The 24,595-nt window shown below is 69.2% G+C and carries 21 protein-coding genes; 2 read left to right on the top strand and 19 right to left on the bottom strand.

Going from position 1 to position 24,595, the window contains the following annotated elements:
* Window positions 1-128: 128 nt before the first annotated feature.
* The 17 genes from OH809_RS09765 to OH809_RS09845 all read right to left on the bottom strand — a co-directional run bounded on the left by OH809_RS09765 (window position 129) and on the right by OH809_RS09845 (window position 20,095).
* The gene (locus tag OH809_RS09765) at window positions 129-809 is read right to left on the bottom strand and encodes a GntR family transcriptional regulator (protein ID WP_406422788.1); all 681 of its coding nucleotides are present in this window, start codon (window positions 807-809) and stop codon (window positions 129-131) included.
* 129 nt (window positions 810-938) lie between these two features.
* Window positions 939-2,321 (bottom strand): acetate--CoA ligase family protein, encoded by a 1,383-nt coding sequence (locus OH809_RS09770; protein WP_406422787.1) that lies wholly within the window; start codon window positions 2,319-2,321, stop codon window positions 939-941.
* A complete protein-coding gene (locus OH809_RS09775) occupies window positions 2,318-3,124 on the bottom strand; it encodes an enoyl-CoA hydratase/isomerase family protein (protein ID WP_406422786.1) in 807 nt (268 codons plus the stop codon). Before OH809_RS09775 ends, OH809_RS09770 begins: the two co-directional genes overlap by 4 nt.
* A complete protein-coding gene (locus OH809_RS09780; protein ID WP_406422785.1) occupies window positions 3,121-4,278 on the bottom strand; it encodes a CaiB/BaiF CoA transferase family protein in 1,158 nt (385 codons plus the stop codon). Before OH809_RS09780 ends, OH809_RS09775 begins: the two co-directional genes overlap by 4 nt.
* Window positions 4,279-4,296: 18 nt before the next feature.
* Window positions 4,297-5,508 (bottom strand): acetyl-CoA C-acetyltransferase, encoded by a 1,212-nt coding sequence (locus OH809_RS09785; protein ID WP_406422784.1) that lies wholly within the window; start codon window positions 5,506-5,508, stop codon window positions 4,297-4,299.
* Between the two features lie 46 nt (window positions 5,509-5,554).
* Window positions 5,555-6,292 (bottom strand): 3-oxoacyl-ACP reductase FabG, encoded by a 738-nt coding sequence (gene fabG / locus OH809_RS09790; RefSeq protein WP_406422783.1) that lies wholly within the window; start codon window positions 6,290-6,292, stop codon window positions 5,555-5,557.
* A 29-nt stretch (window positions 6,293-6,321) separates the two neighbouring features.
* Window positions 6,322-7,485 (bottom strand): acyl-CoA dehydrogenase family protein, encoded by a 1,164-nt coding sequence (locus OH809_RS09795; protein ID WP_406422782.1) that lies wholly within the window; start codon window positions 7,483-7,485, stop codon window positions 6,322-6,324.
* The gene (locus OH809_RS09800) at window positions 7,482-9,434 is read right to left on the bottom strand and encodes an AMP-binding protein (protein ID WP_406422781.1); all 1,953 of its coding nucleotides are present in this window, start codon (window positions 9,432-9,434) and stop codon (window positions 7,482-7,484) included. The genes OH809_RS09795 and OH809_RS09800 overlap by 4 nt, the downstream gene beginning before the upstream one ends.
* 25 nt (window positions 9,435-9,459) lie before the next feature.
* A complete protein-coding gene (locus OH809_RS09805; protein WP_406422780.1) occupies window positions 9,460-9,933 on the bottom strand; it encodes a MaoC family dehydratase in 474 nt (157 codons plus the stop codon).
* 22 nt (window positions 9,934-9,955) lie between these two features.
* Complete coding sequence (locus OH809_RS09810) at window positions 9,956-10,858, bottom strand: HpcH/HpaI aldolase/citrate lyase family protein (RefSeq protein ID WP_406422779.1); 903 nt, start codon at window positions 10,856-10,858, stop codon at window positions 9,956-9,958.
* A 72-nt stretch (window positions 10,859-10,930) separates the two neighbouring features.
* Window positions 10,931-12,181 carry an MFS transporter gene (locus OH809_RS09815; protein ID WP_406422778.1) on the bottom strand — a complete coding sequence of 417 codons (1,251 nt, stop codon included), beginning with the start codon at window positions 12,179-12,181 and terminating at the stop codon, window positions 10,931-10,933.
* Window positions 12,182-12,183: 2 nt separating this feature from the next.
* A complete protein-coding gene (locus OH809_RS09820; RefSeq protein ID WP_406422777.1) occupies window positions 12,184-13,929 on the bottom strand; it encodes an ABC transporter permease in 1,746 nt (581 codons plus the stop codon).
* Window positions 13,919-15,106, bottom strand: a complete 1,188-nt coding sequence (locus OH809_RS09825; protein WP_406422776.1) for an ABC transporter ATP-binding protein — start codon at window positions 15,104-15,106, stop codon at window positions 13,919-13,921. The genes OH809_RS09820 and OH809_RS09825 overlap by 11 nt, the downstream gene beginning before the upstream one ends.
* Window positions 15,107-15,221: 115 nt before the next feature.
* Entirely contained in the window at window positions 15,222-16,649 is a 1,428-nt protein-coding gene (locus OH809_RS09830; RefSeq protein ID WP_406422775.1) for an MmgE/PrpD family protein, read from the bottom strand.
* 41 nt (window positions 16,650-16,690) lie between these two features.
* On the bottom strand, window positions 16,691-17,722 hold the full coding sequence (locus OH809_RS09835) for an ABC transporter substrate-binding protein (protein ID WP_406422774.1): 1,032 nt from the start codon (window positions 17,720-17,722) through the stop codon (window positions 16,691-16,693).
* Between the two features lie 274 nt (window positions 17,723-17,996).
* A complete protein-coding gene (locus OH809_RS09840; RefSeq protein ID WP_406422773.1) occupies window positions 17,997-19,172 on the bottom strand; it encodes a CaiB/BaiF CoA transferase family protein in 1,176 nt (391 codons plus the stop codon).
* 113 nt (window positions 19,173-19,285) lie between these two features.
* On the bottom strand, window positions 19,286-20,095 hold the full coding sequence (locus OH809_RS09845; RefSeq protein WP_406422772.1) for an SDR family NAD(P)-dependent oxidoreductase: 810 nt from the start codon (window positions 20,093-20,095) through the stop codon (window positions 19,286-19,288).
* A gap of 198 nt (window positions 20,096-20,293) precedes the next feature.
* Between OH809_RS09845 and OH809_RS09850 the strand changes: the two genes are divergently transcribed.
* Window positions 20,294-21,493, top strand: coding sequence for an acyl-CoA dehydrogenase family protein (locus OH809_RS09850; RefSeq protein ID WP_406425266.1), 1,200 nt, complete (start codon window positions 20,294-20,296; stop codon window positions 21,491-21,493).
* A gap of 234 nt (window positions 21,494-21,727) precedes the next feature.
* A complete protein-coding gene (locus tag OH809_RS09855; protein WP_406422771.1) occupies window positions 21,728-22,432 on the top strand; it encodes a GntR family transcriptional regulator in 705 nt (234 codons plus the stop codon).
* A gap of 45 nt (window positions 22,433-22,477) precedes the next feature.
* Here OH809_RS09855 and OH809_RS09860 read toward each other — a convergent pair whose 3' ends face one another.
* The gene (locus OH809_RS09860) at window positions 22,478-23,263 is read right to left on the bottom strand and encodes an SDR family NAD(P)-dependent oxidoreductase (RefSeq protein WP_406422770.1); all 786 of its coding nucleotides are present in this window, start codon (window positions 23,261-23,263) and stop codon (window positions 22,478-22,480) included.
* Window positions 23,260-24,582 carry an MFS transporter gene (locus tag OH809_RS09865; RefSeq protein WP_406422769.1) on the bottom strand — a complete coding sequence of 441 codons (1,323 nt, stop codon included), beginning with the start codon at window positions 24,580-24,582 and terminating at the stop codon, window positions 23,260-23,262. Before OH809_RS09865 ends, OH809_RS09860 begins: the two co-directional genes overlap by 4 nt.
* Window positions 24,583-24,595: the final 13 nt, after the last annotated feature.

Raw genomic sequence — 24,595 nt, forward strand, 5'->3', positions numbered from 1 at the left:
GTCATAACTGGTTGGTGTCATTCCTTGCCAGCCGGGTCGGCCGGGGTCTTGACGGAGTCCAGCAGCAGTTGGGCGACGTCGGCTCCCGCGGCGGCGGCCGACCAAGCTCACCACTCCTCCTATTCCCGCTACAGCCCTCGCTGGGCCAGCGTCTCGATCAGGGCGTCGCCGCCGCTGAGGATGTGGTCGAACATCAGGTTGCGGGCGCGTCGGGCGTCGCTGTTGCGCAGCGCTTCGACGATCTGGGGGTGGTCCCCACTGGTTTGCTCGACCTGGCCTTCAATGGCCGTGTAGAAGGTGTTGGACAGGTGTTTGACGACCGAGCCGAGTAGCAGGGCGAGCCGGTGGGAGTCGGCCACCTTGTTGACGGTCCGGTGGAACTGGTGGCCGAGTTCAGCGAGTGCGCGGTCGTCGCCCTTGCCAACAGCCACCTTGTACCGTTCACCGATCGCTTCCAGCTGCGCGATCTCGACGGGCGTGACCGCCTTCGCCGCCCGAGCCGCCAGCTCGCCCGCCAGGGTGGCCTGCGCCCAGAAAAGGTCCCGTACGTCCTGGCGCGTGAATGGCTCCACGACGAAGCCCTTGCGGGGGACGAGCTTGACGAACCCCTCGCTGCGCAGCGCCAGGAGCCCTTCCCGCACCGGGGTGTTGCTCACGCCGACCGCCTCGGCGATCGGCTCCATGCGGAGGAAGTCACCCGGACGCGCCTCACCGGAGATGATCAGCTCGCGCACGTACGAGGCAACCTCCTCGGGGAGCTGCTGCCTGGCGCTGTGCGCATTGGCCCTGATCACATACGGGTTCGGCATGCGTCCCCCTTCACGTACCCGAAAAGATATTGAATATATTGTATGGCACGTCTTTGTAGTCGAGGGCCGACTTCAGGACACCGCCCGGCGGCCGCCGGGTGTGCTCCCCACCGGCCGCCGATGCGGCTGTCATCCCCGACGGCTGTGCGTCACCACATGGCTCATGCACTGCACGGCCCGGTCCGGCTCGCTGTACGTCGGGACCCCAGCCTTCAGGAGTTCCAGCCGTGGGCGTCCACTGCCTCCGGTCCAGGCGACCAGGAAGGGCTTCTCGGTGCTGCGGTAGGCCTTGGTCAGGGTCTCGACGATCTCGCCTGAGCCCTTGTCGGCGTTGCCGAGCACTACCAGGACGGCATCGGTGTCGTCGTTCTGGTTTACGACCCGCAGCGCCCGTTCCAGCAGGGACAGGTCGTTGATCATCGCCCCGGTCATGTCGATCGGGTTCTTGACCGCCCCGAAGTACGGGAGTTCACCGGCGAGGGACTCCCGGTCCGCGTCGCTCGCCCAGGTGTCCACCTTCAGGCCCAGCTCGACCGCCCGGTCGGCGGCCAGAGCGCCCGCGCCACCGCTGAGCGTGACGATGGTGAGCCGGCTACCCACAGCCCGGCGCCCGTCGGCGAAGGCGAGGGCCGTGTCCGACAGCTCCTCCATGCTGCGGACCCGGATCGCGCCCTCGGCCACGCTGGCGGCCTCGAACTCCGCATCGTCCCCGGCGATGCTGCCGGTGTGGGCGGCGACCGCCCGGGCCCCGGTCTCGCTGCGTCCCGACTTCAGGAGTACAAGGGGCTTGTCCTTCGCCTTCGCGGACCTGGCGAGGCGCCGCAGGGCCGCCATGTCCTTGACCCCCTCGATGTGTCCGAGCAGCACCTGCACGTCGTCCGCGTCGACCAGTGCCGACAGGACCTCTGGAACCGTGACGTCGGCCTCGTTGCCGGTGTTGCCGAAGTAGGTGACGCCCAGGCCGAGGCTGTTCATCGTGCTGTAGGTGAAGGTGCCGACCGCACCGCTCTGCGTGACCAGGGCGATCGGGGAGACCGGCCGCTCGCTTTCGTCGTCGAAGGCCGTGGAGAAGGTGGCGAAGGCTCGGTCCGCCAGCGCGAAGGTGCCCAGGCAGTTGGGGCCGACGACCCGCATCCCGGCGCGCGCCGCGATGTCCGTTATCTCCTGCTGCTCGGGCATGCCCTTCTCGCCGATCTCGGCGAAGCCGGAGGCGAAGACGGTGACGGCGCCGATCCCGGCGTCCGCACACGCACGCACCGCCTCCACGACCGCGGGCGCCGGGACTACGACGATCGCCAGGTCCACCGGACCCGGCACGTCCGCCACCGAGGCGAATGTCTTCACGCCCTGGACCTCGCTGCGCCGCGGGTTTACCGCGTACAGGTCGCCCTCGTAGCCGAACTTCTTCAGGTAGGCGAGCGGGCGGCCGGACAGCTTGTCCGGGTCGGTGGAGGCGCCCAGCACCACGATGCTGCGCGGCCGGAAGTACAGGTCGGCGACGGTGCGGGTCATGAGTAGGCCTCTGGACGGAAAACGGGCTTGCGGCGCTCGCGGTGGGAGGCAACGCCTTCGCGGACGTCGGGCCCGCCGAAGCCGAGGAACTCCAGCCCCAGGGAGGCGTCGAAGATCGGGCCCTGCTGGCGGTACCACTGGTTCATCGAGTACTTGGTCCAGCGGATGGCCTCCTGCGCGCCGCCGCTGAGCTCGCCGGCGATCTCGCGGGCCTTCTCCAGCAGGTTCTCCGGCGCCACGGACAGCGACACGAGTCCGGCGCTCTCCGCGTCGGCGCCGGAGATCTCCCGGCAGGTCAGCAGGAGGTACTTGGCCTTCGCCATGCCGCACAGCAGCGGCCACACCATGGCGGCGTGGTCGCCCGCGGTGACGCCCAGCCGGGTGTGGCCGTCGATGATGCGCGCGTTCGTGGCCGCCACGGAAATGTCGGCCATCAGCGCGACCACGAGGCCCGCGCCGACCGCCGGGCCATGGATCGCGGAGATGATCGGCTTGGAGCAGTTGATGATGTTGTAGAAGAGGTCGCGGGACTCTCGCATGACGCGCATGCGCACGTCGTAGTCCTCGATCTGGGCGTCGATCAGGGCGAAGTCCCCGCCGGCGGAGAATGCCTTGCCCTCACCGCGGACGAGCACGGCCCGCACCTCGGGGTCGCGGTCGATGACCGGCCAGATCGCGGGGATCTCGCTGTGGGTCTCCTCGTCGACGGCGTTCAGGTTCGGGCCGTCGAAGATGACCTCGAGCACGCCCGGCTGGTTCCGCTCGAACCGGAGCCGCTTGAACTGGCTGTAAGGGTCGGTCACAGAATGTCCTTTCGGTCGGCGGTCGGCGCGATATCGCGCCAGACCTTGATGAGCTTCGCCACGTCGGTTGGGGCAGCCGCGGGGGCGGCCGGTTCCCTGGCGGGCGTGCGGCTGAACCGCGGAGCGGGAGCGGGGTGGAGCACATCCCCCAGCTGCAGGTAGCACCCGCGGTAGGTGTTGTGCGGGTGCGCCGCGGCCTCGTCGAAGTCGAGTACGGGCGTGACGCAGGCGTCGGTGCCGCGGTAGATCTCTGCCCACTCGTCGCGACTGCGGGTGCGGACGGCACCGGCGATGAACCCACGCAGCCGCGGCCACTGTGCACGGTCCTGTTGGTCCGGCCAGTCGGCCGTGTCGACGCGGAGGTGCTTGAGGAACTCCGCGTAGAAGTCGCCCTCGAGCGCCCCGACAGCCAGGTACTTGCCGTCCGCGCACTGGTAGGTGTCGTAGAACGGGGCGCCGCCGTCGAGGTAGTTGGTGCCCGCCTCGTCGGAGTAGGTGCCGGCTGCGCGCAGACCCTGGATGCGGGCCGTCAGGGCGGCCACCCCGTCAACCATCGCGGCATCGACGACCTGGCCCTGCCCGGAGCACTTCGCCTCGAGCACGGCGCAGACGATGCCGAAGGCGGCGAAGGTGCCGCCGCCCGCGTAATCGCCCAGCAGGTTGATCGGCGGCATCGGTGAGACGCCCGCGCGGCCGAGTGCCTGCAGGACGCCCGACTGCGCCACGTAGTTGATGTCGTGCCCGGCCGTGTGGGAGAGCGGCCCGGACTGGCCGTATCCGGTCAGCCGCGCGTACACAAGCTCGGGCCGGTGGCGGAGCAGCTCGCCTGGGCCGAGTCCCAGGCGCTCGGTGACGCCCGGGCGGAAACCCTCGACGAAGACGTCCGCCTGCTCGACGAGGTCGAGCACCGCAGAGCGGCCCTCGCTGCTCTTCAGGTCCAGCTCGACTGTGTCGACTCCGCGGTTGGAGATGTCGTGCGCGGGATCCATGTTCTGCATCTGCGCCAGGGCGCGCGCGGGACGGGTGGCCGGGCGGGCGACCCGTACGACGTGCGCGCCCATGTCCGCGAGCAGCATGGAGGCGTACGGCGTCGGCCCCATGCCCGCGAGCACCACGACCCTGATGCCGGTCAGTGGCCCGTTTCCCCTGCCCATATCGGTCTCCTCCCCACCTCAGGCGATCCGCTCGAAGATGGCCGTCAGGCCCTGGCCGCCGCCGATGCACATGGTTTCCAGGGCGTAGCGGCCCTCCCTGCGGTCGAGTTCGCGCAGCATGGTGGTGAGGATCCGCACTCCCGTGGCCCCGACGGGGTGGCCGAGCGAGATGCCCGAGCCGTTGACGTTGAGGCGGTCGAAGTCCGCCTCGACCAGACCCCATTCCTTGGTGACTGCAAGCGCCTGGGCGGCGAACGCCTCGTTGAGCTCGATGAGGTCCATGTCGTCCAGGGACAGGCCCGCCCGAGCAAGCGCCCGCTCGGTGGAGGGCACCGGGCCGATGCCCATGCGGTGCGGCTCGACGCCGGCCGCCGCCCAGCTGACCACCCGGCCCAGCGGCCGCAGGCCGAGCTCCTCGGCCTTCTCCCGCGTGGTGACGAGACATGCGGCGGCGCCGTCGTTCTGGCCGCTGGCGTTGCCGGCGGTGACCGTGGCCTTCTCGTCGATCCTGCCCCGTACGGGCCGCAGGGCGGACAGGCTCTCCAGCGAGATGTCCGGACGCGGGTGCTCGTCGGTGTCGACGACGACCTCGCCCTTCCGGGACTTGACCGTCACGGGGACGATCTCCTCCTTGAACCGGCCGTCTTGCTGGGCCGCCACCGCCCGCTGGTGCGAGGCCAGCGCGAGCCGGTCCTGCTCCTCGCGGCTGACGTTGTACTCGCGGCGCAGGTTCTCCGCGGTCTCAAGCATGCCGCCCTCGACTGGGTAGAACTTGCCGCCGGAGGTGATGCGACCGCGGGCGATCCGGTCCCACAGCGGGCTGGAGTCGCCGCGGATACCGAAACGCCCGCCGACTACGTAGTGCTCGGCCTGGCTCATGCTCTCGGCGCCGCCGGCGATGACGACGTCGCAGGCCCCGGTCTGCACGCGCATGGCCGCGTCCAGCACTGCCTGCAGCGCCGAGCCGCAGCGCCGGTCGAGCTGGGTGCCCGGCACAGTGATCGGGAAGCGGGCGTCCAGCGCCGCGATGCGGCCGATGGCGGGGGCCTCGCCGTTCGGGTAGCACTGCCCGAACAGCACGTCGTCGACCTGCCCCGGGTCGATGCCGGTACGGCTGACTAGCTCCGTCAGGACCGTGGCGGCCAGCTCCGCCGCTGGCAGGCTCTTGAAGACCCCGCCGTAGCGGCCCACCGGCGTGCGCAGCGGCTCGCAGATGACTGCTTTGCGCATGTCGTCCTCTCTTCGTTCGGGTCCGTGGTGCGGGTGGGGCGGGTCCTCAGATCCCGCGCCCGCCGGTGACTTCGAGGACGGCGCCGTTGATGTACGACGCCATCGGGCCGGCCAGGAACGCCACCGCGTCCGCCACCTCGTCGGGCGTGCCCGCACGCCCCATGGGGACTTCGGCCTCCTTGGATGCGAAGATCTCCGGCTTCATGGCGAGCGTCATGTCGGTCCGGATCAGGCCGGGCTGGATCGCGTTGACCCGGGCGCCGGAGGGGCCGAGCTCCTTCGCGGCCGCCTTCGTCAGACCGATTAGACCGGCTTTCGCCGCGCTGTAGTTGGTCTGACCGGGGTTGCCGATCTTCCCGGACAGCGAGGAGACGTTGACGACTGCGCCGCTGCCCTGCTTGCGGAACAGCCCTGCCACGGCCCGGGTGCCCAGCCAGGCACCCCGGAGGCTGACGTTGAGGACCAGGTCGAAGTCCTCGGGCGTCATCTTCGTCATGTACCGGTCGCGGGTGACGCCGGCGTTATTGACGAGGATGTCGACGCCGCCGAACTCGGCCAGGCAGCGCGCCACCAGCTGCTCCTGGTCGGTCTCGCTGGTGACGTCGCACGGGGCGGCCAGCACCGGTGCCCCGTCCGCCCGCCACGGCTCCACGGCAGCGGCAGCCTTGTCACCGTCGATGTCGGCGATCATGACCTTGGCGCCGTGGTCCAGCAGGGCCTCGGCGATCGCAAGGCCGATGCCCTGCCCGCCGCCGGTGACGATGGCAACCTTGCCCTCGAGCATGCGGCCTTCCTTGCTCATCCGCCCCTTCATCAGTACGACTTCGGGAGGCCGAGGATCTTGGTGGAGACGTAGTTGAGCACCATCTCCTGCGAGATGGGCGCGACCTTGAGCAGCCGCGACTCTCGCCAGAACCGCTCGACGTAGTACTCCTTGGCGTACGAGTAACCGCCGAGGGTCTGCATCGCGCGGTCGCACGCCTGGAAGCCGGCCTCGCTGCCGAGGAACTTGGCCGCGTTGGCCTCGGGGCCGCACGGCTGCTCTGCGTCGTACAGTTCGGCGGCCTTCATGGCGATCTGCTCGGCGGCCTGGAGGCGGATCCAGGAGTCGGCGAGCGGGTGGGCGACGGCCTGGTTCTTGCCGATGGGGCGGTCGAAGACGACCCGGGAGTTGGCGTACTTCACGGCCTCGTCCAGGGCGGCGCGGCCCAGGCCGATCTGCTCCATGGCGACCACGATGCGCTCAGGGTTCAGGCCGTCGAGCAGGTAGGAGAAGCCCTTGCCGACCTCGCCGACGACCTCGTCGTCACGGACCTCGAGGTTGTCGATGAACAGCTCGTTGGAGTCGATGGCCGAGCGGCCCAGCTTGTCGATCTCGCGGACGGTGATGCGCTCGCGGTCCAGGTCGGTGAAGAACAGCGTCATGCCGTCCATCGGCTTCTCCTCCGACCGCGGGGAGGTCCGGGCCAGCAGGAGGATCTTCTTGGCGTTCTGGGCGTTGGTGATCCACACTTTCTGGCCGTTGATCACCCAGCCGCCGTCTGTCTTGACGGCGCGGGTGCTGATGCGCGAGGTGTCGACACCGGCGGTCGGCTCGGTCACGCCGAAGCACATGAGCAGCTCGCCCTTGGCGATCTGCGGCAGGAACTCCCGCTTCATCTCCTCGGAGCCGTGCCGGATGATGGGACCGGGCGGGAAGATGTAGAAGTGGATCGCCGAGGCGCCGGAGGCGCCGGCGCCGGAGTAGCCGATCTCGTGCAGCATGACTGCGGACTCCACGAGGCCGAGACCGATGCCGCCGTACTCCTCGGGGATCATCGCGCCGAGCCAGCCGCCGTCGGCGAACGCCTTGACGAACTCCCAGGGGTACTCGTGCTTGGCGTCCTTCTCCCGCCAGTACTCCAGGTCGAACTTGCGGGCCAGTTCGCGCGTTGTTTTGCGGATCAGCTCGAGGTCCGCGGGGTCCTTCTCGGTCATCGCTTCTCTCCTGCTTCGTGGTGGTGGGGTATGGCTTCGAGCGGGGTGGCGGGATCGAGCGACGACATGTCTCCGGGCGGCAGGCCGAGGTGGCGGGCCCTGATCGCGCGGCGCATGATCTTGCCGTTCTTGGTCTTGGGGAGGGTCGGTACGACGACGACGTCGGGGGCGAACGACCTGCCGACGTGGTGGACGGCGGTGGCGACGAGGTCGTCGTGGTCGGCGTCGTCACGAACGACGACGAAGGCGACGACCCGCTGGCCCCGGTCGGGGTCGGGCACGCCGATCACGGCCGCCTCGGCGATACGGGCGTCCTTGAGCAGCGCGGCCTCCAGCTCGGCGGGCCCGACCCGGCGCCCTGACACCTTGATCGTGTCGTCGGAGCGCCCGTGGATCCGCCACGTCCCGTCGGCGTCCACGCTGGCCATGTCTCCGTGGCGCCAGATCTTCGGCCACCGCTGCCAGTACGTCTCCAGGTAGCGGCTGCGGTCCTGCCAGAAGGCGTGGGTCATGCCGGGCCAGGTGTTGCGTACGGTCAACTCACCTGCGGAGCCGGTGACTTCCTGGCCGGAATCGTTCAGGACGGCGACATCCATGCCGGGCAGCGGGCCGTTGAAGGCCGCCGCGTCGCTGGCCAGGAAGGGGTAAGTGACCAGGATGCCGCCGCCGGTCTCGGTGCCGCCGCTGTAGTTGACGATTGGGCGGGAGCCACCGCCGACGGTTTCGAACAGCCACCACCAGGTCGGCTCGTCCCATGCCTCGCCCGTGGAGGCGAAGGACCGCACGGCTGGCAGGTCCGAGAAATCCCCGCCGCCGGCGTTCTTCACCGCCCGGGCGGCCGTCGGCGCGATGCCCTGGAAGGTGACGCCGTTGCGCCGGGCTATCTCCCAGAGCCGGTCTGGTCCAGGGTGGGTCGGCACCCCTTCTGTGAGCACAACGGTGGCGCCCAGCTGCAGCCCACCCATGATCAGGAGCGGGCCGAGCATCCAGCCCATGTCGGCGATCCAGGCGATGACATCGTCCTCATGGATGTCGAAGCCGTACGCGAAGTCGACCGCCGCCTTGACCGCGAAGCCGGCGTGCGAGTGCACGATGCCCTTGGGCGCGCCCGTCGTCCCGGAGGTGTAGATGAGCGTCAGCGGGTCCTGGGCGTCGGCGTCGACGGTCTTGACCGGGGCCGGGCCCGCAGGGAGGTCGTCCCAGTGGATGTCGCGGCCCGCCGTCATGTCGGTGCCGTCACCGAGGTGCTGCACCACGACGACGTTCCGTACGGAGGGTGCGTCCTGCAGGGCCTCGTCGGCGGTGGCCTTGAGCCCGACCTTCTTGCCGCGGCGGGTGGTGCCGTCGGCGGTCACCAGGACCACTGCCTCGGAGTCGCGCAGCCGCATGGCCAGAGCCTCCGCTCCGTACCCGGTGAAAGCCGGCACCGAGATCGCGCCGATCATGGCGCAGGCCAGGAAGGCCACGACGGACTCCGGCACCACCGGCAGGAACAGGACGACGCGGTCGCCCCGCCCCACGCCCAGGCCCGCGAGGTTGGCCGCGAACCTGCGCACCTCCCGATCGAGTTCGGCGTAGGTCAGCGTGCGGCGCTGGCCCGCGTCGCCCTCGTAGACGACGGCCGTCCGGGTCGCCCGGTCGCTCATGGCGTGCCGGTGGGCGCAGAGTTCGGCGGCGTTCAGTCGGCCTCCGACGAACCAGCGCGGGAACTCGTGGCCGTCCGAGTCGTCCCGTACGGCCTCGAACGGGGTGGTGAAGGTGATGTCGAGGTCCTCGACCACGGCCCGCCAGAACCACTCCGGGTCCCGGAGCGACCTGGTGTGCAGCTCCTGGATGTCGGAGATGCCCCAGCGCTCCATCGCCCGCAGCAGCCGGCTGCGGCCGCGCTCGGCGTCGCCGGGAACCCAGGCGGGCTCCGCCGGCGCGGCGAACCGTCGCGGCTGTGTCATCAGCTCTCCCCTGTCGACTAGTGGCTCAGGCGGCGGTCTCGACGGTGGCGCGCTTGAACATCAGGCCGGCGCGCGCGCAGTCGCACACGACCTCGTCGCGCTGGTTGATGCCGTAGTGCCGGAACTGGACGATCCCCGAGTCGTTGCGGCTGCGGGACTCCCGCTTGCTCACGATCTCGGTGCGCACCCGGACGGTGTCGCCGTGGAACAGCGGCTTGGGGAAGGTGATCTCGCTGAAACCGAGGTTGCCGAGGGTGGTGCCCTGGGTGGTGTCCTGCATGGAGATGCCGGTCACCAGACCGAGGGTGTAGAGGCTGTTCACGATCCGCTGGCCGTAGATGCTGTCCTTGGCGTACTCCGCGTCCAGGTGGAGCGGCGCAAGGTTCAGCGTCAGGGCGCAGAAGGTGATGTTGTCGCTCTCGGAGATGGTGCGACGGGTCTGGTGCTCGATCACCATGCCGGGTTCGAACTCTTCGAAGTAGAGGCCGGGCATCTTCATTCCTCTTTCCTTGGTGCAGGGCTCAGTTGGCGGCGGCGCGCTCGGCGAGGAGGCGGCTGTAGGCGAGCACGTCGCGGGCGGTCTTGATGTGGGCGTAGTCGACGTGCATGCCCTCGTAGAGCACGGCGGCGGCGCCCCCGGCCTCGGCCTCCTCGAAGGCGGCGATCATGCCCTCGTAGAACTCGACCTCGAACCTCGAGGGGCTGAAGACCTCGTTGGCCACCGCGATGTGCGAGGGGTGGATGAGGACCTGGCCGCGGAAGCCGAGCTCGCGGTTCTGCTCGGAGAAGCGGCGGGCGCCGTCCGGGTCGGAGAGGTCCTGCCATACACCGACCAGCGGGAACTCCAGGCCGGCGGTGCGTGACGCCAGGACGGCGCGGCTGCGCAGGTAGAGCGTCTCCAGCCCCTCGGGGGTGAACTGGAACCCGATGGAGCGGGACACGTCGGCGTCCCGGGCGGTGCCGGCGAAGAGGGTCGCCACCCGCGGTGACGCCTTGGCCATCTGCTCGCAATGGGCGTAGGCCTCGGCAGTCTCGAGGTTGCAGATGAATTCCACCGAGCCGGGCTCGACGCCGTTCTTCAGCTCGAAGTGGGTCACCAGGGCGTCGAACCGGACGATGTCCTCCGGCCCGAAGGTCTTCGGCAGGCTCAGCCCGTGCAGGCCTGGCACGACCACCGCGGCGATGTCGTCGCCGGCGATGCCGGTGTCCAGCGCGTTGACCCGTACATACAGACCAGCCTGGGAGCCGGCCTTGTGGAGGCGGGCGATCGAGCGTGCGACCTCGGCCCTCGCCTCGACCTTCAGGTCGGCCGGGACCGAGTCCTCCAGGTCGAGGATCACGCCGTCGGCGCCGGCGGCCAGGGCTTTATCCACCCAGGTGTCGCGGTGGCCGGGCACGAAGAGAACGGAGCGCATCGGCTTCATCGGAACCTCCTTTTCATGATGCAGCGTACATTATATATCTTGCATGCCAAGGCTTTGAAATATCATATATTTTCAATCGTGATGTGGATCACTGTGGTGAGCGGGCGCATCGGGCCTCTGCGCAGGTGTGCCCGCCTCTGGCGCGGGCGTGACCTCGATTCGCCGTACGACGCTCCACACCGCTATGGCGGCGAACGCCATCACTGCGGCCGCACCCAGCCAGGCCCAGGTGAACGAGGCGTGCGTGACGGCCAGTCCGAAGAGGGCCGGGCCCAGCAGGCCGCCCAGGAAGGTGCCGCTCTGCAGACGAGTCGTGGTCCGTACGAGGTGCCGCGGATACACCTGAATCGCCGCGTAGTGCAGCAGCCCCGGCCACGCCCAGCCCAGGCCGAACGTCACCACCGCGGCCGCGCCGACCACGAGCGGGCCCCGGCCCAGTGCCAGGCTGACCATGCCGAGGCTGCCGGCCACCAGGCTGATGATGACGCCGGCGAGATGGAGTTGCGGGCGCGGCAGTCGGTCGGAGAGCACACCGACGACGATGCGCGCTCCCATACCCAACCAAGACCCCACCGCCAGGAAGATGGCCGCGGTACCGGCCGTGACACCACCGTGGACCATGCCCTCGACCAGGAACGGCGGGAGAACGGCCCCGCCCGAGGCCGCCAGGAGACCCGTGGTCGCCAGCAGCCCCAGACCCCGGGCCTGCCCCGCGCCGTCACCGGCGCAGTGGGGCTGCAGCGCCTCGGGCGAGGATCGGGCGCTGTGCCCGATCCAGCCCATGGCAGCAACGGTGGCCAGGCAAAGCACGGAGTATCCGGCGTACACCACCCGCCAGTCGTGCCCGTGGCCGACCACGAAGTAGGCCGCCAGCGCGGCCAGCGACGCACCTCCCGGTACGGCGGACATCCGCACTCCGAAGGCGAGGCCACGTCGGTGCGGGGGAACCACCCTGGCGATGAGTAGGTTGACGGCCGGCGTCGACAGGCCGTTGGCGGCCCCGCATATCCCGGCTGCCGCGAAGAGCTGCCATCGGCCGCTCCACAGGGCGACCGTGACGGCGACCGCGGCACACAGGGCGAGGCCGAGACGGATCAGCGTGAGCTGACTCCATCTGGCCATCAGCCGCCCGGCGAACTGGGCGACCACTGCCGAGGCGAGGTAGAAGCCGGCGAAGCTGAAGCCCACGTCGCTCGCGGTGAACGCGAAGTCCTCGCGGATCGCGAACACCAGGGCGCCGGGCAGCGGGCCAACCATGCCGATGACTGCGCTCGCCAGTCCCGGCAGGACGACGAGCGCCGTCGTTCGCGGTGCAGCTGCCATCCTCAGAGCCGCTCTAGCGCCCGGCGGCCGCCGAACGCCATCGCCAGCGCGACGCCGAGACCCGTCACCACGGTCATCAGCAGGGCGATCACCGCGACCTGGGCGTAGGTGCCGCCGCCATACTCGTCGAACAGGACGACGGACAGGACCTTGGTCGTCGGCCCGCGCAGCAGCAGCGAGACGCCGAACTCGTGGGTGAGCAGCACGAAGACGATCGCCGCCGAGGAGGCGATGCCCGCCCGGGCCAGCGGCAGCAGCACCTGAAAGAAGGTACGCAGCGGATGCGCCCCGCTGACCTGCGATGCCTCCAGCGTCGAGCGGCCCAGCGACATGATCGTGGCCAGCTGGTAGCGGACGGAGTACGGCAGCATGATCGTCACATACGCGATGATCAGGCTCGTCTGGCTGCCATAGAGGCCGATGCCCGGGTGGGAGAACGCAAAAAGGAAACCGAAGCCGAGCAGCGCGGCCGGAACGGTCAGCGGCATGTTCGCCACCAGGTCGAGGACCGCCGGCACCGGGCGCCACATGCGGTCCCGATTGTAGATGGCCAGCGAGATCAGCATGCCAAGCGGGATGACTATCGCCACGCCGGTCAGGGACACAGTGAGCGTCGTGGTTACGGCCTGCAGGATCTGCGGGTCGTTCAGCACGGCCGAGAAGTGCTCGGTCGTCATGGCGCCGAAGGAGGGCGTGCCGCTCCAGTACGGCGACAGACCGACGAAGGCGATGGCCAGCAGCGGCAGGAACGCCGCGATCGTTGTGTACGCCAGCACGATGCACGCCGACACCGCGCTGCCCGTACGGGTCAGCTGCCGGTTGTCGAGGGAGGAGGCACCCTGCCCCACGAAGCGGTTCTGGTTCGCCAGCGAACGGGTCTGGAAGATCACCAGGAAGATGGCCAGCAGGAGCAGCGGCGTGCCGAGTGCGGAGGCGAGCTGGTAGTCGACCGGGTACTCCGCGCTCAGCGTGTACATCTTGGTCGTCACGACGTCCAAGCCCTCGCGACGGCCGAGCAGGAGCGGGCCGGTGAACTGGCCCAGCGCCAGGAGGAAGACCACCACGGAGGAGTAGACCAGGGTGGGGCGCAGCAGCGGCAGGGTGATCGTGAACAGTGCCCGGACGGGGCCCGCTCCGTTCACCCGGGCGGCGAGCGCGTAGTCGGAGCCGAGGTTGCGCAGGCCGGTGTAGACGAACAGGTAGACGAACGCGGCCAGGTGGGTGCCCGTGTACGCGATGATCCACTCAAACGTGTACACGTTGATCGGCCCTGAGGCCCCGTCGAAGAACGGCGTGGCGCGCAGCAGGGTGTTGGCGTAACCGTTCTCCGGTGAGAAGAGGAACACGAAGCCGACGACGTGTGCGACGGACGGCACCACCATCGGCAGCACGGGCAGGAACTCGAGCTTCTTCCGCAGCCGCGGCCGCATCGAGTAGGACGCGAGGGCCAGCACCGTCCCGAGCACCATGCCCACGACCAGCGCACCGATCCCGAGGGTCAGCGTGTTGACCGCGACGTTCTGCAGGTCGGACATGCCGACCAGGCGGCGCATGCCGTCGGCGCCGTCGCTCCATGCCTGCCATTGCAGGGGGATCACCGGCACCAGGACCAGGGCGGTGGTGACGACCGTCAGGAGGACCCACGGCCAGTGCGGGCGGGCGGCCCGGCCCACCCGGATCATCGCGGTGCTGCGGTCCGGGTGGTCGGCCGCCTCCGGCGCCGGACGTGTCTGCAGGTCAGGCGCCATGGGTCCAGCCCTCCACGAGTTTGCCGTCGGCGTCGTAGCAGAGCGTGTGCCGGGGGTCGATCCCCAGCTCGACGTCCGTCTCGGGCGCGTACCGCTCCTTGCTCGCCGGGATGCCGACCCAGAACCGGATGCCGTTGACGCGCACCACGTGCTCGTTGTGGTTGCCGCCGGGCAGCACCTCGTGGACCGTGCCGCCGGTGAGCCAGGAACGGCCCGCCACGCCTTCGTTGCCGCCCGCGCCCCGCAGTTCGAGGTCCTGGTCGCGGAAGAGGAGGGTGTACGTGCCGGGCATGCCGGGGCGGAAGAAGCCGCGCAGGGTCTGTCCGTCGACTTCGGCGGTGCCGAGGTCATCGACCTTGACCTCCAAGCGGTTGCGGGCCCCGAGGAAGTCGGCGACGTACGCGGTCGCGGGGCGCCGGTAGACCTCCTCAGGGTCGCCGATCTGCTCGAAGCGGCCCTCGCGCATCACGGCTACGCGGGTGCCCAGCGCCAGAGCCTCCTCCTGGTCGTGGGTGACGTAGACGCCGGTGAAGCCCAGCTGGCGGTGGAGGGAGCGGAGTTGGGCGCGCAGTTCGATGCGCAGCAGCGCGTCCAGGTTGCTGAGCGGCTCGTCGAGCAGGAGCAGGCCAGGGTTGGAGGCCAGTGCGCGGGCCAGCGAGACGCGCTGCTGTTGGCCGCCGCTGAGCTCGGGCGGGTAGCGGTCGGCGAGGTGGTCGCACTGGACGAGCTTGAGGACCTCCTCGACGCGGCCGCCGCTCAGCAGATTCTTCAGGCCGCGCGACTTGAGCGGGTAGGCGACGTTGCGGGCGACGTCCATGTGCGGCCAGAGCGCGTAGTTCTGGAAGACCATGGCGACGTCGCGCCGGTTGGGCTGCACGAAGGTGCGGGTGTCGGCGTCGACCACGGTCCGGCCGGCGAGGTCCACGCGCCCGCCGTCAGGGCGCTCCAGCCCCACCAGGCAGCGCAGCAGCGTGGTCTTGCCGCAGCCGCTCGGCCCGAGGAGGACGAGGAGTTCACCGTCGACGATCTCCAGGTCGATGCCGTGGAGGACCTGGACGGACTCCTTGCGCCGGCGGAAGCTCTTGGTGAGCTTCGAGACCTGCACCTTGGCTGTCGGCGCGGGGCTTTCCGGCTCGGCTGCCACGGTGGGCGGCGCTGCGGTGCTCTTTGTGGTCACGGCGGTGTCCTCCTGGGGTGCGGTCGGGCTTGCGGGGTGGCTCCGAGGCGCCGGAGCCTGTGCATGATGTATTTGATGCGCTGGGACGGTGGCGCTGCAAAGAAGCGGTGGCGGTTCAGTCCGGTCGGCCGGCCGCCTGGCGCAGCAGCGGCCGGACGTCTTCGGCCTTGTCGAGCCCGAGGACGCCCTCGATCAGGGCCTCGGTGTCCGCGTCGGTGAGCACGCCGTCGGCGTTGACCCGGAACTTGGCGGCCAGCTCGTCCGTCGTCATCGTGGTGTCCGGGTCGGGCGAGGGACTGCCCTTGGGAAAGCTGCGCTCGGCGGCGTAGGTCGTACCGCGGGCGTCGACCTCGATGCGGGTGGGCCGGGCCGACGGGTGCTGCGCGAGCTGCGCCGTGTACTCGGGGTGGACCTCGAAGGTGACCTTGTTCATCAGGTTGAGGACCGAGTCGCCGAAGACGAACTCCGGGGCCTGCCAGGCCCGGCTGGGCGGCAGGTCATGGGCGCCGGCGGCGAGCCCGTGCGCAATGCTGAACTGCGCGTCCTGCACGTGCTCGATGCGGTTGTTCAGCCAGACCGGCTCCTTGATCCACCCCTCGCCCCACAGCCGGATCGCATCGATCTCCGCGGGGGCGATGCCGTGCTCGCGCACGAGCCCGATCAGGGCATCGAGCGGCGCGTGCAGCACCCGGCAGTGGGGGTAGGGCTTGTACGTCGCCTCCGTCGGGAAGCGCCATTCGGTGCCCAGCCCGTCGGTGAGATGGGACGGCTCCCAGCGCGCGGTGGCGATGAAGCGCCGGTAGCCGAACTCGGCGTCGTCCAGGATCTGCCGGTCGCCCCGGTGCCCAAGCTCCGCCATCAGCGCCGCGCTGATGGAGGCCTGCACCAGCGGTCCGGCCGGGGTGTACTTGACGGTCGAACTCGGGGCGTGACGTATCCAGGCACCGTGGGAGTTCACCGGTGAGAGGGCCCCGGCGATGCCGAGCGCGTGGGCGATGGTCTCCGCGGGGTCGCCGCGGACCATGCCCACCGCGGCGGCGGCGCCGAACACCGAGCAGGCGTAGCCGACGACCGGGGCGAGTTTCGTCTCGCCGTCCGTCATGTCGCGGACGTAGTCCATGGCCTTACCGAAGCGGTAGGTCATCTCGTGGGCGACCGCGACCGCTTCGATCAGCTTCCTGCCGGTGACGGCGCCGCTCTCGGCGAACGCCAGGGTCCCGGGAAGGACGTACGGCGAGACATGGCCCGGGGGCAGCACGGCGTCGAAGTCGAGCGCACTGACGAGCTCGGCGTTCGCGAAGGCCGCGCCCACGGGAGACGAGCGGCGGGGTGTGCCGAACACCGTGGCCTCGCCCGCCGACCCGCCCAGCAGCACGCCGTAGTCGATGCCGATCCGGCCCTTGGGTTCGGTGACACCACCCAGTGCGCAGCCGAGAGTGTCCAGGACCAGCCGCTTGGCCTCGTCCACGACCTCGTGCGGCATGGCGCCCATGTCGGCGGTGGCGGCGAACTCGCCGAGTACCTCGGTGAGAGTCTCGTTCATGTCTGTTACGTCCTTGCCGGAGTACCCTGCGGGCCACGCGGTCAGTGGAACCACTTCTTGAACTTCTTGTTGGACTCCTCGATGCGCTCCGGGGTGTACGAGGAAGAGTCGAGCATCGCCGCGTCCTCGGCCGGCTCGATGGCGCCCTCGACGCCGTCGCGCCCGGCGGCGCCGAAGCCGTCGCCGTTGATCGCGGCCTGGCCCTTCTCGGACATCATGAAGTCGAGGAAGACGCGTGCGGAGTTGGGCCGCTGCGTCTTGTTGAGGGCCGCCGCCCCCCACTCGATCCAGTAACTGGGATCGGGCACGGTCGCCTCGATCGGCGCGCCCTGGTCCTGCAGCTCCTTCACCGTGGAGGGGGTGGAGGCGTTGGTCACGCCGATCTCTCCCGAGGCGACGGCCTGCGTCATCGTGACGACCGAGGGGTAGAACTTGGGGCTGAGCTTGCCGCTCTTGACCAGGTGTTCCTCGCCCAGTTCCTTCTCCTGGAAGTCCAGGTAGCCGGCGAGCGACGTGGTGACGTCGGTGCGCAGGCCGAGCTTGCCCTTGACCGAGGGATCGACGGTGTCTTCCCACTTCTTGAAGCCCTTGGGGAAGATCTTCTTGTTCCACACGAACATCGAGTAGGGGTAGGCGGAGGGAACGATCACCTTGCTCTTCACCGCCCAGGCGTCGTCGTTCCAGCCCTTGAGCGACGGACCGTCGGCCTCGAGGAAGGCGCCCTTCTGGTTGGAGAACCAGGCCGGGTCGCTGTAGAGGAAGACGTCGGCGCCCTCCGACTTCGACTTGATCTCCGACTCGACCCGCGCCGGCAGCTCACCCGCACCGCGGGTGAGGTTGACGGTGATCTCCGGGTACTCCTTCTCGAAGGCGTCGACGAGGCGCTTGTTCTGCGCGCCGGGCATCACCGAGTAGAAGCTGACGGCGCCCTCCTCCTCGGCGGCCGCGACCACGTCCTTCCAGGGACCCTTGACCGCCGCGGCCTGGGGACCGCCGCCGCACGCTGTCAGCCCACTGGCACCCAGCAGAACGGCCAGCGCTGCGGCCCTACGCCGCACTGAAGTGTGCTTCATGTTTCCTCCATGGTGTCTGCGGCGGTGCAATCGCCATCTCCATGCAACATACTTTATATATAATGTACGTCAAGGCTTCAGGTTGAAACCGGAAGACAATCCGCGGGAAATTCAGTGCAGCAGAATTGCTGTAACGCCCCTGGATATCGGGCAGTTGCTGAAGCATTCAGGAGAACTGCTCGCAGCAAAGGTCGTGAACGCGAATTCACGGCGCCTGTACGCGCTCCCGGTGCGGCCCTTTCACCCGGGCCGCACCCCTTCCGGACGACCCGCCTCAGGCGCCTGCGAAGAGCACTCCGGAGTCGAGCAGGGCTTTCACGCGCGCCTCGTCGTACACCTCCGAGGCAAGCTCCCAGGTGTGCTCCCCCACCAGGGGAGCCTTGCCGGGACGCTTGGGGCGGGTGCCGCCGAACCGCCAAGGCGGGCGCAGCAGGGAGAGGCCCTCGCGCTCCGGTTCCATCAGTTCTAGCCACTGGGTCTGGGGGTGCTCGATGAAGCCCGACATGGTGAGCACCGGGGCGAAGGGCACGTCGGCCTGGGTAAGCCGCTTCTCCCACTCGGCGGACGTCTTGGTGACGAACTCCGCCTCGATGATCGCCATGAGCGCGGCGTAGTGCTCCATCCGCAGGTTGTACGTTGTGAAGCGCGGGTCGTCCGCGAGGTCGGGCCGGTCCATGGCCTCTAGGAGGGCGAGCCAGAACTTCTGGGAGGACGACAGGTGCAGGGCGATGTCGTCGCCAGCCGCGGTCTTGAGGCAGAAGTTCTGCGCCTGCGGGTGGCGGGTGCCGCAGTACGGGTCTTCGTGGCCGTTGTCGAAGTACTGCGTCATCGCGTCGACCGTGAGGGTGCTGACCGCCTCCATCAGAGAGGTTTCCACCCGCTGTCCGCCGCCGGTCGCGGCGCGCCCGACCAGAGCGGCAAGTACGCCGGTCAGCGTGGTGACGCCGGTGATGAGATCGGCGAGGCAGGAGCCGGTCAGCGCCGGGCGTCCGGCCTCTCCCAGCACCGTGTATAGGCCGCCGAATGCCTGGCCGATCGTGTCGTAGGCGGGCCTGGTGCGCAGCGGGCCGCCGTCGCCGAACCCGGACGCGGAGGCGTAGACGAGGTCGGACCGCTCGGCGCGGCACTCCTCCTCCCCCAGGCCCAGGGCGGCCAGCTTGTCCGGCCGCATGTTCTCCAATACGACGTCGGTGCGCGGGAGCAGGGCCTTCACCGCCTCGATGCCCTCGAGGCGCTTGAGGTCGACGGCGAAGCTGCGTTTGCCGGCGTTGTACTGGATGAAGTAGGGACTGCGGTTGTCGACCCCCCGCCGGAAGTCCTCACCGTCCCCCGGTTTCTCGACCTTGATCACGTCGGCGCCCAGGGCGCACAGCATGGAGCTCGCGTATGGGGCGGATATGTACCCCCCGAACTCCAGGACGCGGATGCCCTTGAGAGGCAGGTGCTGCATCGCTGACCTCGCTCTGGCTCAGGCGTCGGCGAATTTGCCGGTCGCACGAGGAAATATTTCGGAAACGTGCTGGTAGCGGAACCCCCGTCTCAGGGGCTGACCGCTGCGGGCTGTCAACCCGCCATCAGGCTCTGGCCGCCGTCGACCACGAGGGAGGCCCCGGTGATGAAAGCAGCCTCGTCGGAGGCGAGGAACAGAGCGGCATGGGCGACGTCCCAGGCCGTCCCGCCTGGGTGCCACAGGGGCACGCGGGCGTTGCGCTCGGCGATCACCTGCTCCCGGCTGACTCCCGACTGCCGCACGCGGGGCTCCACCGCCATCGGTGTCTCCATCAGCCCCGGCAGAATCGCGTTGGCCCGGATGCCGTAGGAGGCGTTGGCCGCGGCCACGTGCTCGGTCAGGGAGAGGACGCCGGCCTTCGAGGTGCGGTAGCCGACGTTCGGGTAGTTGATGAGCACCGCGTTGGAGGCAATGTTGGTGATCACCCCGCCGCCCTGTTCCCGCATGACGGGGAGGGCGTGCTTGCAAGTGAGGACCATGCCCTGCAGGTTGACGGCGAGGATGCGGGAGAAGGCCGCGGGCTCGATCTCCGTCACCGGGGCGTCGCCTGCGGCAGCGGCCGCCACCCCGACGTTGTTGTGCAAGATGTCGAGGCGCCCGTAGGCGTCGACGCATGCGGCGACCGCTGCCTCGATGTCGGCCTCGCTGGTGACGTCGGCCCGTACGGCCAGCGCCCGGCCGCCCTCGTCGACGATCTCCTTCGCGGTCTGCTCCGCGGAGGCCGCGTCGCGGTCGACCGCGACCACCGCAGCCCCCTCGCGGGCCATCAGCAGCGCGGCGGCCCGGCCGTTGCCGACCGTGGCCCCCTCTGTCTGCCCGGCGCCCACGACCAGGGCCACCTTGCCGGCTACTCGTTGCCCCATCGTTGCGGCTCCTTCCTGCTCATCCGACCCAGCAATCATGCAAGATACGTAATATATTTTGCTCATACAAGGGTTCACGCACAGCCTTTCGGTGGCGCACTTTATATATGATGCATGCCAGTGGGGACTCCTCCGCGCCTCACCTGCACGGCCTGGAGACCGCTCCCCGCACCCCCCATGACCAGGAAGGAAGCGCGCATGGGCCGCCTCTGCGAGACCGAAGGTCTGACGGACGTACAGGAGGAGATCCTCCGGACCGTCCGCAGCTACGTGGACGACAAGATCCTCCCCGTCGCCTCGGAGTACGAGCACAAGGACGAGTACCCAACCGAGATCGTCGAGGGCCTGAAGGACCTCGGCATCTTCGGGCTCACCATCCCCGAGGAGTACGGCGGCCTGGGCGAGTCCCTGCTCACCTACGCTCTGGTGGTCGAGGAGCTCTCCCGGGGGTGGATGAGCATCTCCGGCGTCATCAACACCCACTTCATCCTCGCCTACATGATCTCCCGCCATGGCACCGAGGAGCAGAAGCGCTCCTACCTTCCCCGCATGGCCACAGGCGAGATACGCGGAGCGTTCTCCATGTCGGAGCCCGACTGCGGCTCGGACGTCTCGGCCATCAAGACCAAGGCCGTCAAGGGCGCCGACGGCACGTACACCATCGACGGCCAGAAGATGTGGCTCACCAACGGCGCTTCGGCGAACCTGGTGGCCGTACTGGTCAAGACGGACGAGGGTCACGACACCCCGCACCGGAACATGACCACGTTCCTCGTGGAAAAGAAGGAGGGCTTCGGCGAGACGGCGCAGGGCGTCACCGTCCCCCGCAAGATCGAGAAGATGGGCTACAAGGGCGTCGACACCACCGAGCTCCTCTTCGACGGCCACCGCATCGGCGCCGACCGCATCCTGGGCGGCGCCAGCGGCAAGGGCTTCTACCACATGATGGACGGCGTCGAGGTCGGCCGGGTCAACGTCGCGGCACGAGCCGTCGGCGTCGCCCACCGCGCCTACGAACTCGCGGTCGCCTACAGCCAACTGCGGGAGACCTTCGGCAAGAAGATCGCCCAGCACCAAGCCGTGCTGTTCCGGCTCGCGGAGATGGCCACCAAGACCGAGGCTGGGCACCAGATGATGGTCCGCGCCGCCCGCAAGAAGGACTCAGGCGCCCGCAACGACCTCGAGGCCGGCATGGCCAAGTACCTCGCCTCCGAGTACTGCGCGGAGGTCGTCGAGGACGCGTTTCGCATCCACGGCGGCTACGGCTACTCCAAGGAGTACGAGATCGAGCGGCTCTACCGCGAGGCGCCGATGCTGCTCATCGGCGAGGGCACCGCAGACATCCAGCGCATGATCATCGGACGTCGCCTGCTGGAGAACTACAAGGGCGAGGGCTGACGCCCGGCAAGCGCCGGGAGGTGCACAGGGCCCGGGACCGGAGGCGTGTACGGCGCCCCGGTTCCGGGCCCTGCCCTCCCCGGGCCGTGGCCGGACCCACTACCGTTGCTGTGTGCATGCGAAGTAGGCTAGAATACTTCATTTCCTATATGATGTTTGCGGACACTCCGTCAACGAAGTCGGTGACTGCCACCATCTACGGAAGCGACGCCGACGAACACGGAGCCGGAGACAGTGAAGAGCAGCCCCACGACCACCAGGCGGACCCCCCGGGACAAGCGCCAGCAGCTTCCCGAGGAAGTGGCCGCCTACGTACGCGAGTTGGTCATCTCGGGAGAGGTCAAGGCCGGCGAGTTCCTCCGCATGGAGCCCATCGCCGAGGCGCTGGGGGTCAGCATTACTCCCGTCCGTGAAGGGCTGCTGCTCCTGCAGAGCGAGGGCTTCGTGCAGCTCGTGCCGCGGCGCGGTTACGTCGTCGCGCCGTTCACCCGCGGCGACATCGAGGACCTCTTCTGGGCGCAGGCCCGCCTCGGGGGCGAGCTCGCGGCCCGCGCCGCCAAGCGGATCACCCCTGCCGCCATCGCGCGGCTGGAGGCCAACATCGAGGAGTACGAGCGCGCCGCCGAGTCGGGTGACACAAACGCCCTCACCGACCTGGGCCACTTCTTCCACCGCGAGGTCAACCTGGCCGCAGACTCCCGACGGCTCGCACTGCTGATGGGCACGGTGGTCAAGCAGCTGCCCAACCAGTTCTACACGAACATCGAAGGGCGGGTCGACAACTCCCGTACGGAGCACCCGCTGCTGCTGGACGCGCTGAAGAACGGCGATGCGCGCAAGGCACGTTCGGTCTTCGAGAAGCACATCCAGGGCACGGCCGCCCGGCTGATCGACACTCTGGAGAAGCGGGGCATGTGGACGGAGGAGCGGGCGGGCTGACGCCGAGGTGGGCGGAGGAGCGGCCGGACCGCCCTCCGCCCACCCTCATTCGGGCCGGTTCACTGCGTAACCGGCGTACAACGCGTGCGTGCCTCCGTCGACTTCGGCGATGAGGCCCGAGACATACGAGGCTTCTTCCGAGTTGAGGAACAGGGCGACGGCTGCCTGCTCCTCGGACGTTCCCGCCCGGCGCAGCGGGACGACGGCCTCTCGAGCCTCCCAGTAGCCGCTGTCCTCCGTCCGCAGACGGGTGTTCATCCCGGTCGCGGTCAGGCCCGGGCACAGGGCGTTGACCCGGATACCGTGCACGCCCCATTCGACGGCGAGCGCGCGAGTCAGGCCGACGGCGGCGTGCTTGGAGACGACATACGACACGTTCCCGGGCAGGCCGTGGGTGCCGGCGATGGACGCCGTGTTGAGAACCGCCCCGTGCCCCTGCTCGATCATGACCCGGCCGACGGCGGTGACGACGTGGAAGGCAGCGTCATTGTTGACACCCATGACGAGCGACCACTTCGCATCGTCTACTTCCGCGGCGGGGCAGGGCCGGCTGATGCCCGCGTTGTTGAACAGCGCGTCGATGCGGCCGCCCCCGAGGTCCCGGGCGGCGGCAACCAACTGCTGCGCGGCACCGGGTTCCCGGACATCGGCGGCGACGGTCGCCACCCGGTCCGCCTGCAGCTCCGCGAGCGGCCCGGCACTCACGTCGTTGGCAACGATCAGGGCCCCTTCAGCGACGAGGCCCTCGACGATCGCCCGGCCGATGCCGGAAGCCGCCCCGGTGACGACGGCCACCTTGTCGCAGTAGCGCTGCGGTCCACGGACGGTCATGAAATCTCCTTCAGACGGCCCAGCAGCGCCAGCGGAATCAGACCCAGCACAGCAGCTGCGGCACCGTACGCCGAGACCAAGAAGGTCCCGTCCCCCGCGCCGAGGAGGGCGACCATGATGAGCGGTGCCCAGCCGCCGCCGACGATGTTCGCCATCTGGTGCCCGAGTGAGGCGCCGGTGTAGCGCACCTGGGGCGGGAACATCTCGGCGAACATCGCGACCGCCGGCCCCTGCATCGCCCCGACCGCGGCGAGTCCGACGAACAGGCCGAGGACCAGCAGCGGCAGCTCCCGGGTGTTGGCCAGCGGGAACACCACGAACGACCACGCCCCCGCGACGACGGCTCCGGCGGCGAACACGGGGCGGCGCCCCACCTTGTCGGACAGTGCGGCGAAGCCGATCGTGCCCGCGGTCCACCCGGACATGGCGATCAGTACTGCGGTCAGTACCGTGTTCTGGCCCATGCCGAGCTCGTGCACGCCGTAGTCGAGCATGCCGGTGGTGATGATGTAGAAGCTGATGGTGGCCGGGGCGAACGTGCCGGCGGCCAGCAGCATGGCCTTGGGGCGGCGCAGCACTTCCGCGAGCGAGGACTTCGGCACGGCCTGCGCGCGGTTCTGGCGCTCCTGCTCGGCGCGGCGGAACTCGGGGCTGTCTTCGATGTTGCGGTGGATCGCGTAGGCGAGCGGCAGCATGACGATGCTGAGCAGGAACGGGATCCGCCAGCCCCAGCTGTCGAACGCCTCCGGGCCCACCAGGTGGCCCACGAGGATGAAGACGAGATTGCCGGTGATCATGCCGAACGGCACGCCCAGCTGGGGAATGGCTCCGTAGAGTCCGCGCCGGTTCGGGGGCGCGTGCTCGAGGGCCAGCAGGGACGCGCCGCCCCACTGCCCGCCGACCGCCATCCCCTGCGCGACGCGGAGAAGGACGAGCAGGAGCGGAGCTATGATCCCGGCCATGGCGAAGTTGGGCAGCAGGCCGATGAGCGTGGAGGCCACGCCCATCAGCACCATGGCACCGACCAGGGCGGGCTTGCGTCCGTGCCGGTCGCCGATGTGCCCGAACACGGCGGCGCCAAGCGGTCGGGCGGCGAAGCCCACGGCGAAGGTCGCGAAGGAGGCCAGGACCCCGGTCGTCGGGCTCACTTCGGGGAAGAACTGGCCGTGGAAGATCAGCGCGGCGGCCGTTCCATAGATCATGAAGTCGTAGTACTCGATGGCCGACGCGGAGATGGCGGCAGCCAGGGCCTTGATCCGGGGTTTGCGGTCCGAGACGGCCGACACGGCAGTGTGCGGCGCGTCCACTTGGATGTTCACTCGGCCTCGATTC

Origin of the sequence: Streptomyces sp. NBC_00873 (assembly GCF_045207415.1) — a bacterium.
Lineage (GTDB): Bacteria > Actinomycetota > Actinomycetes > Streptomycetales > Streptomycetaceae > Streptomyces.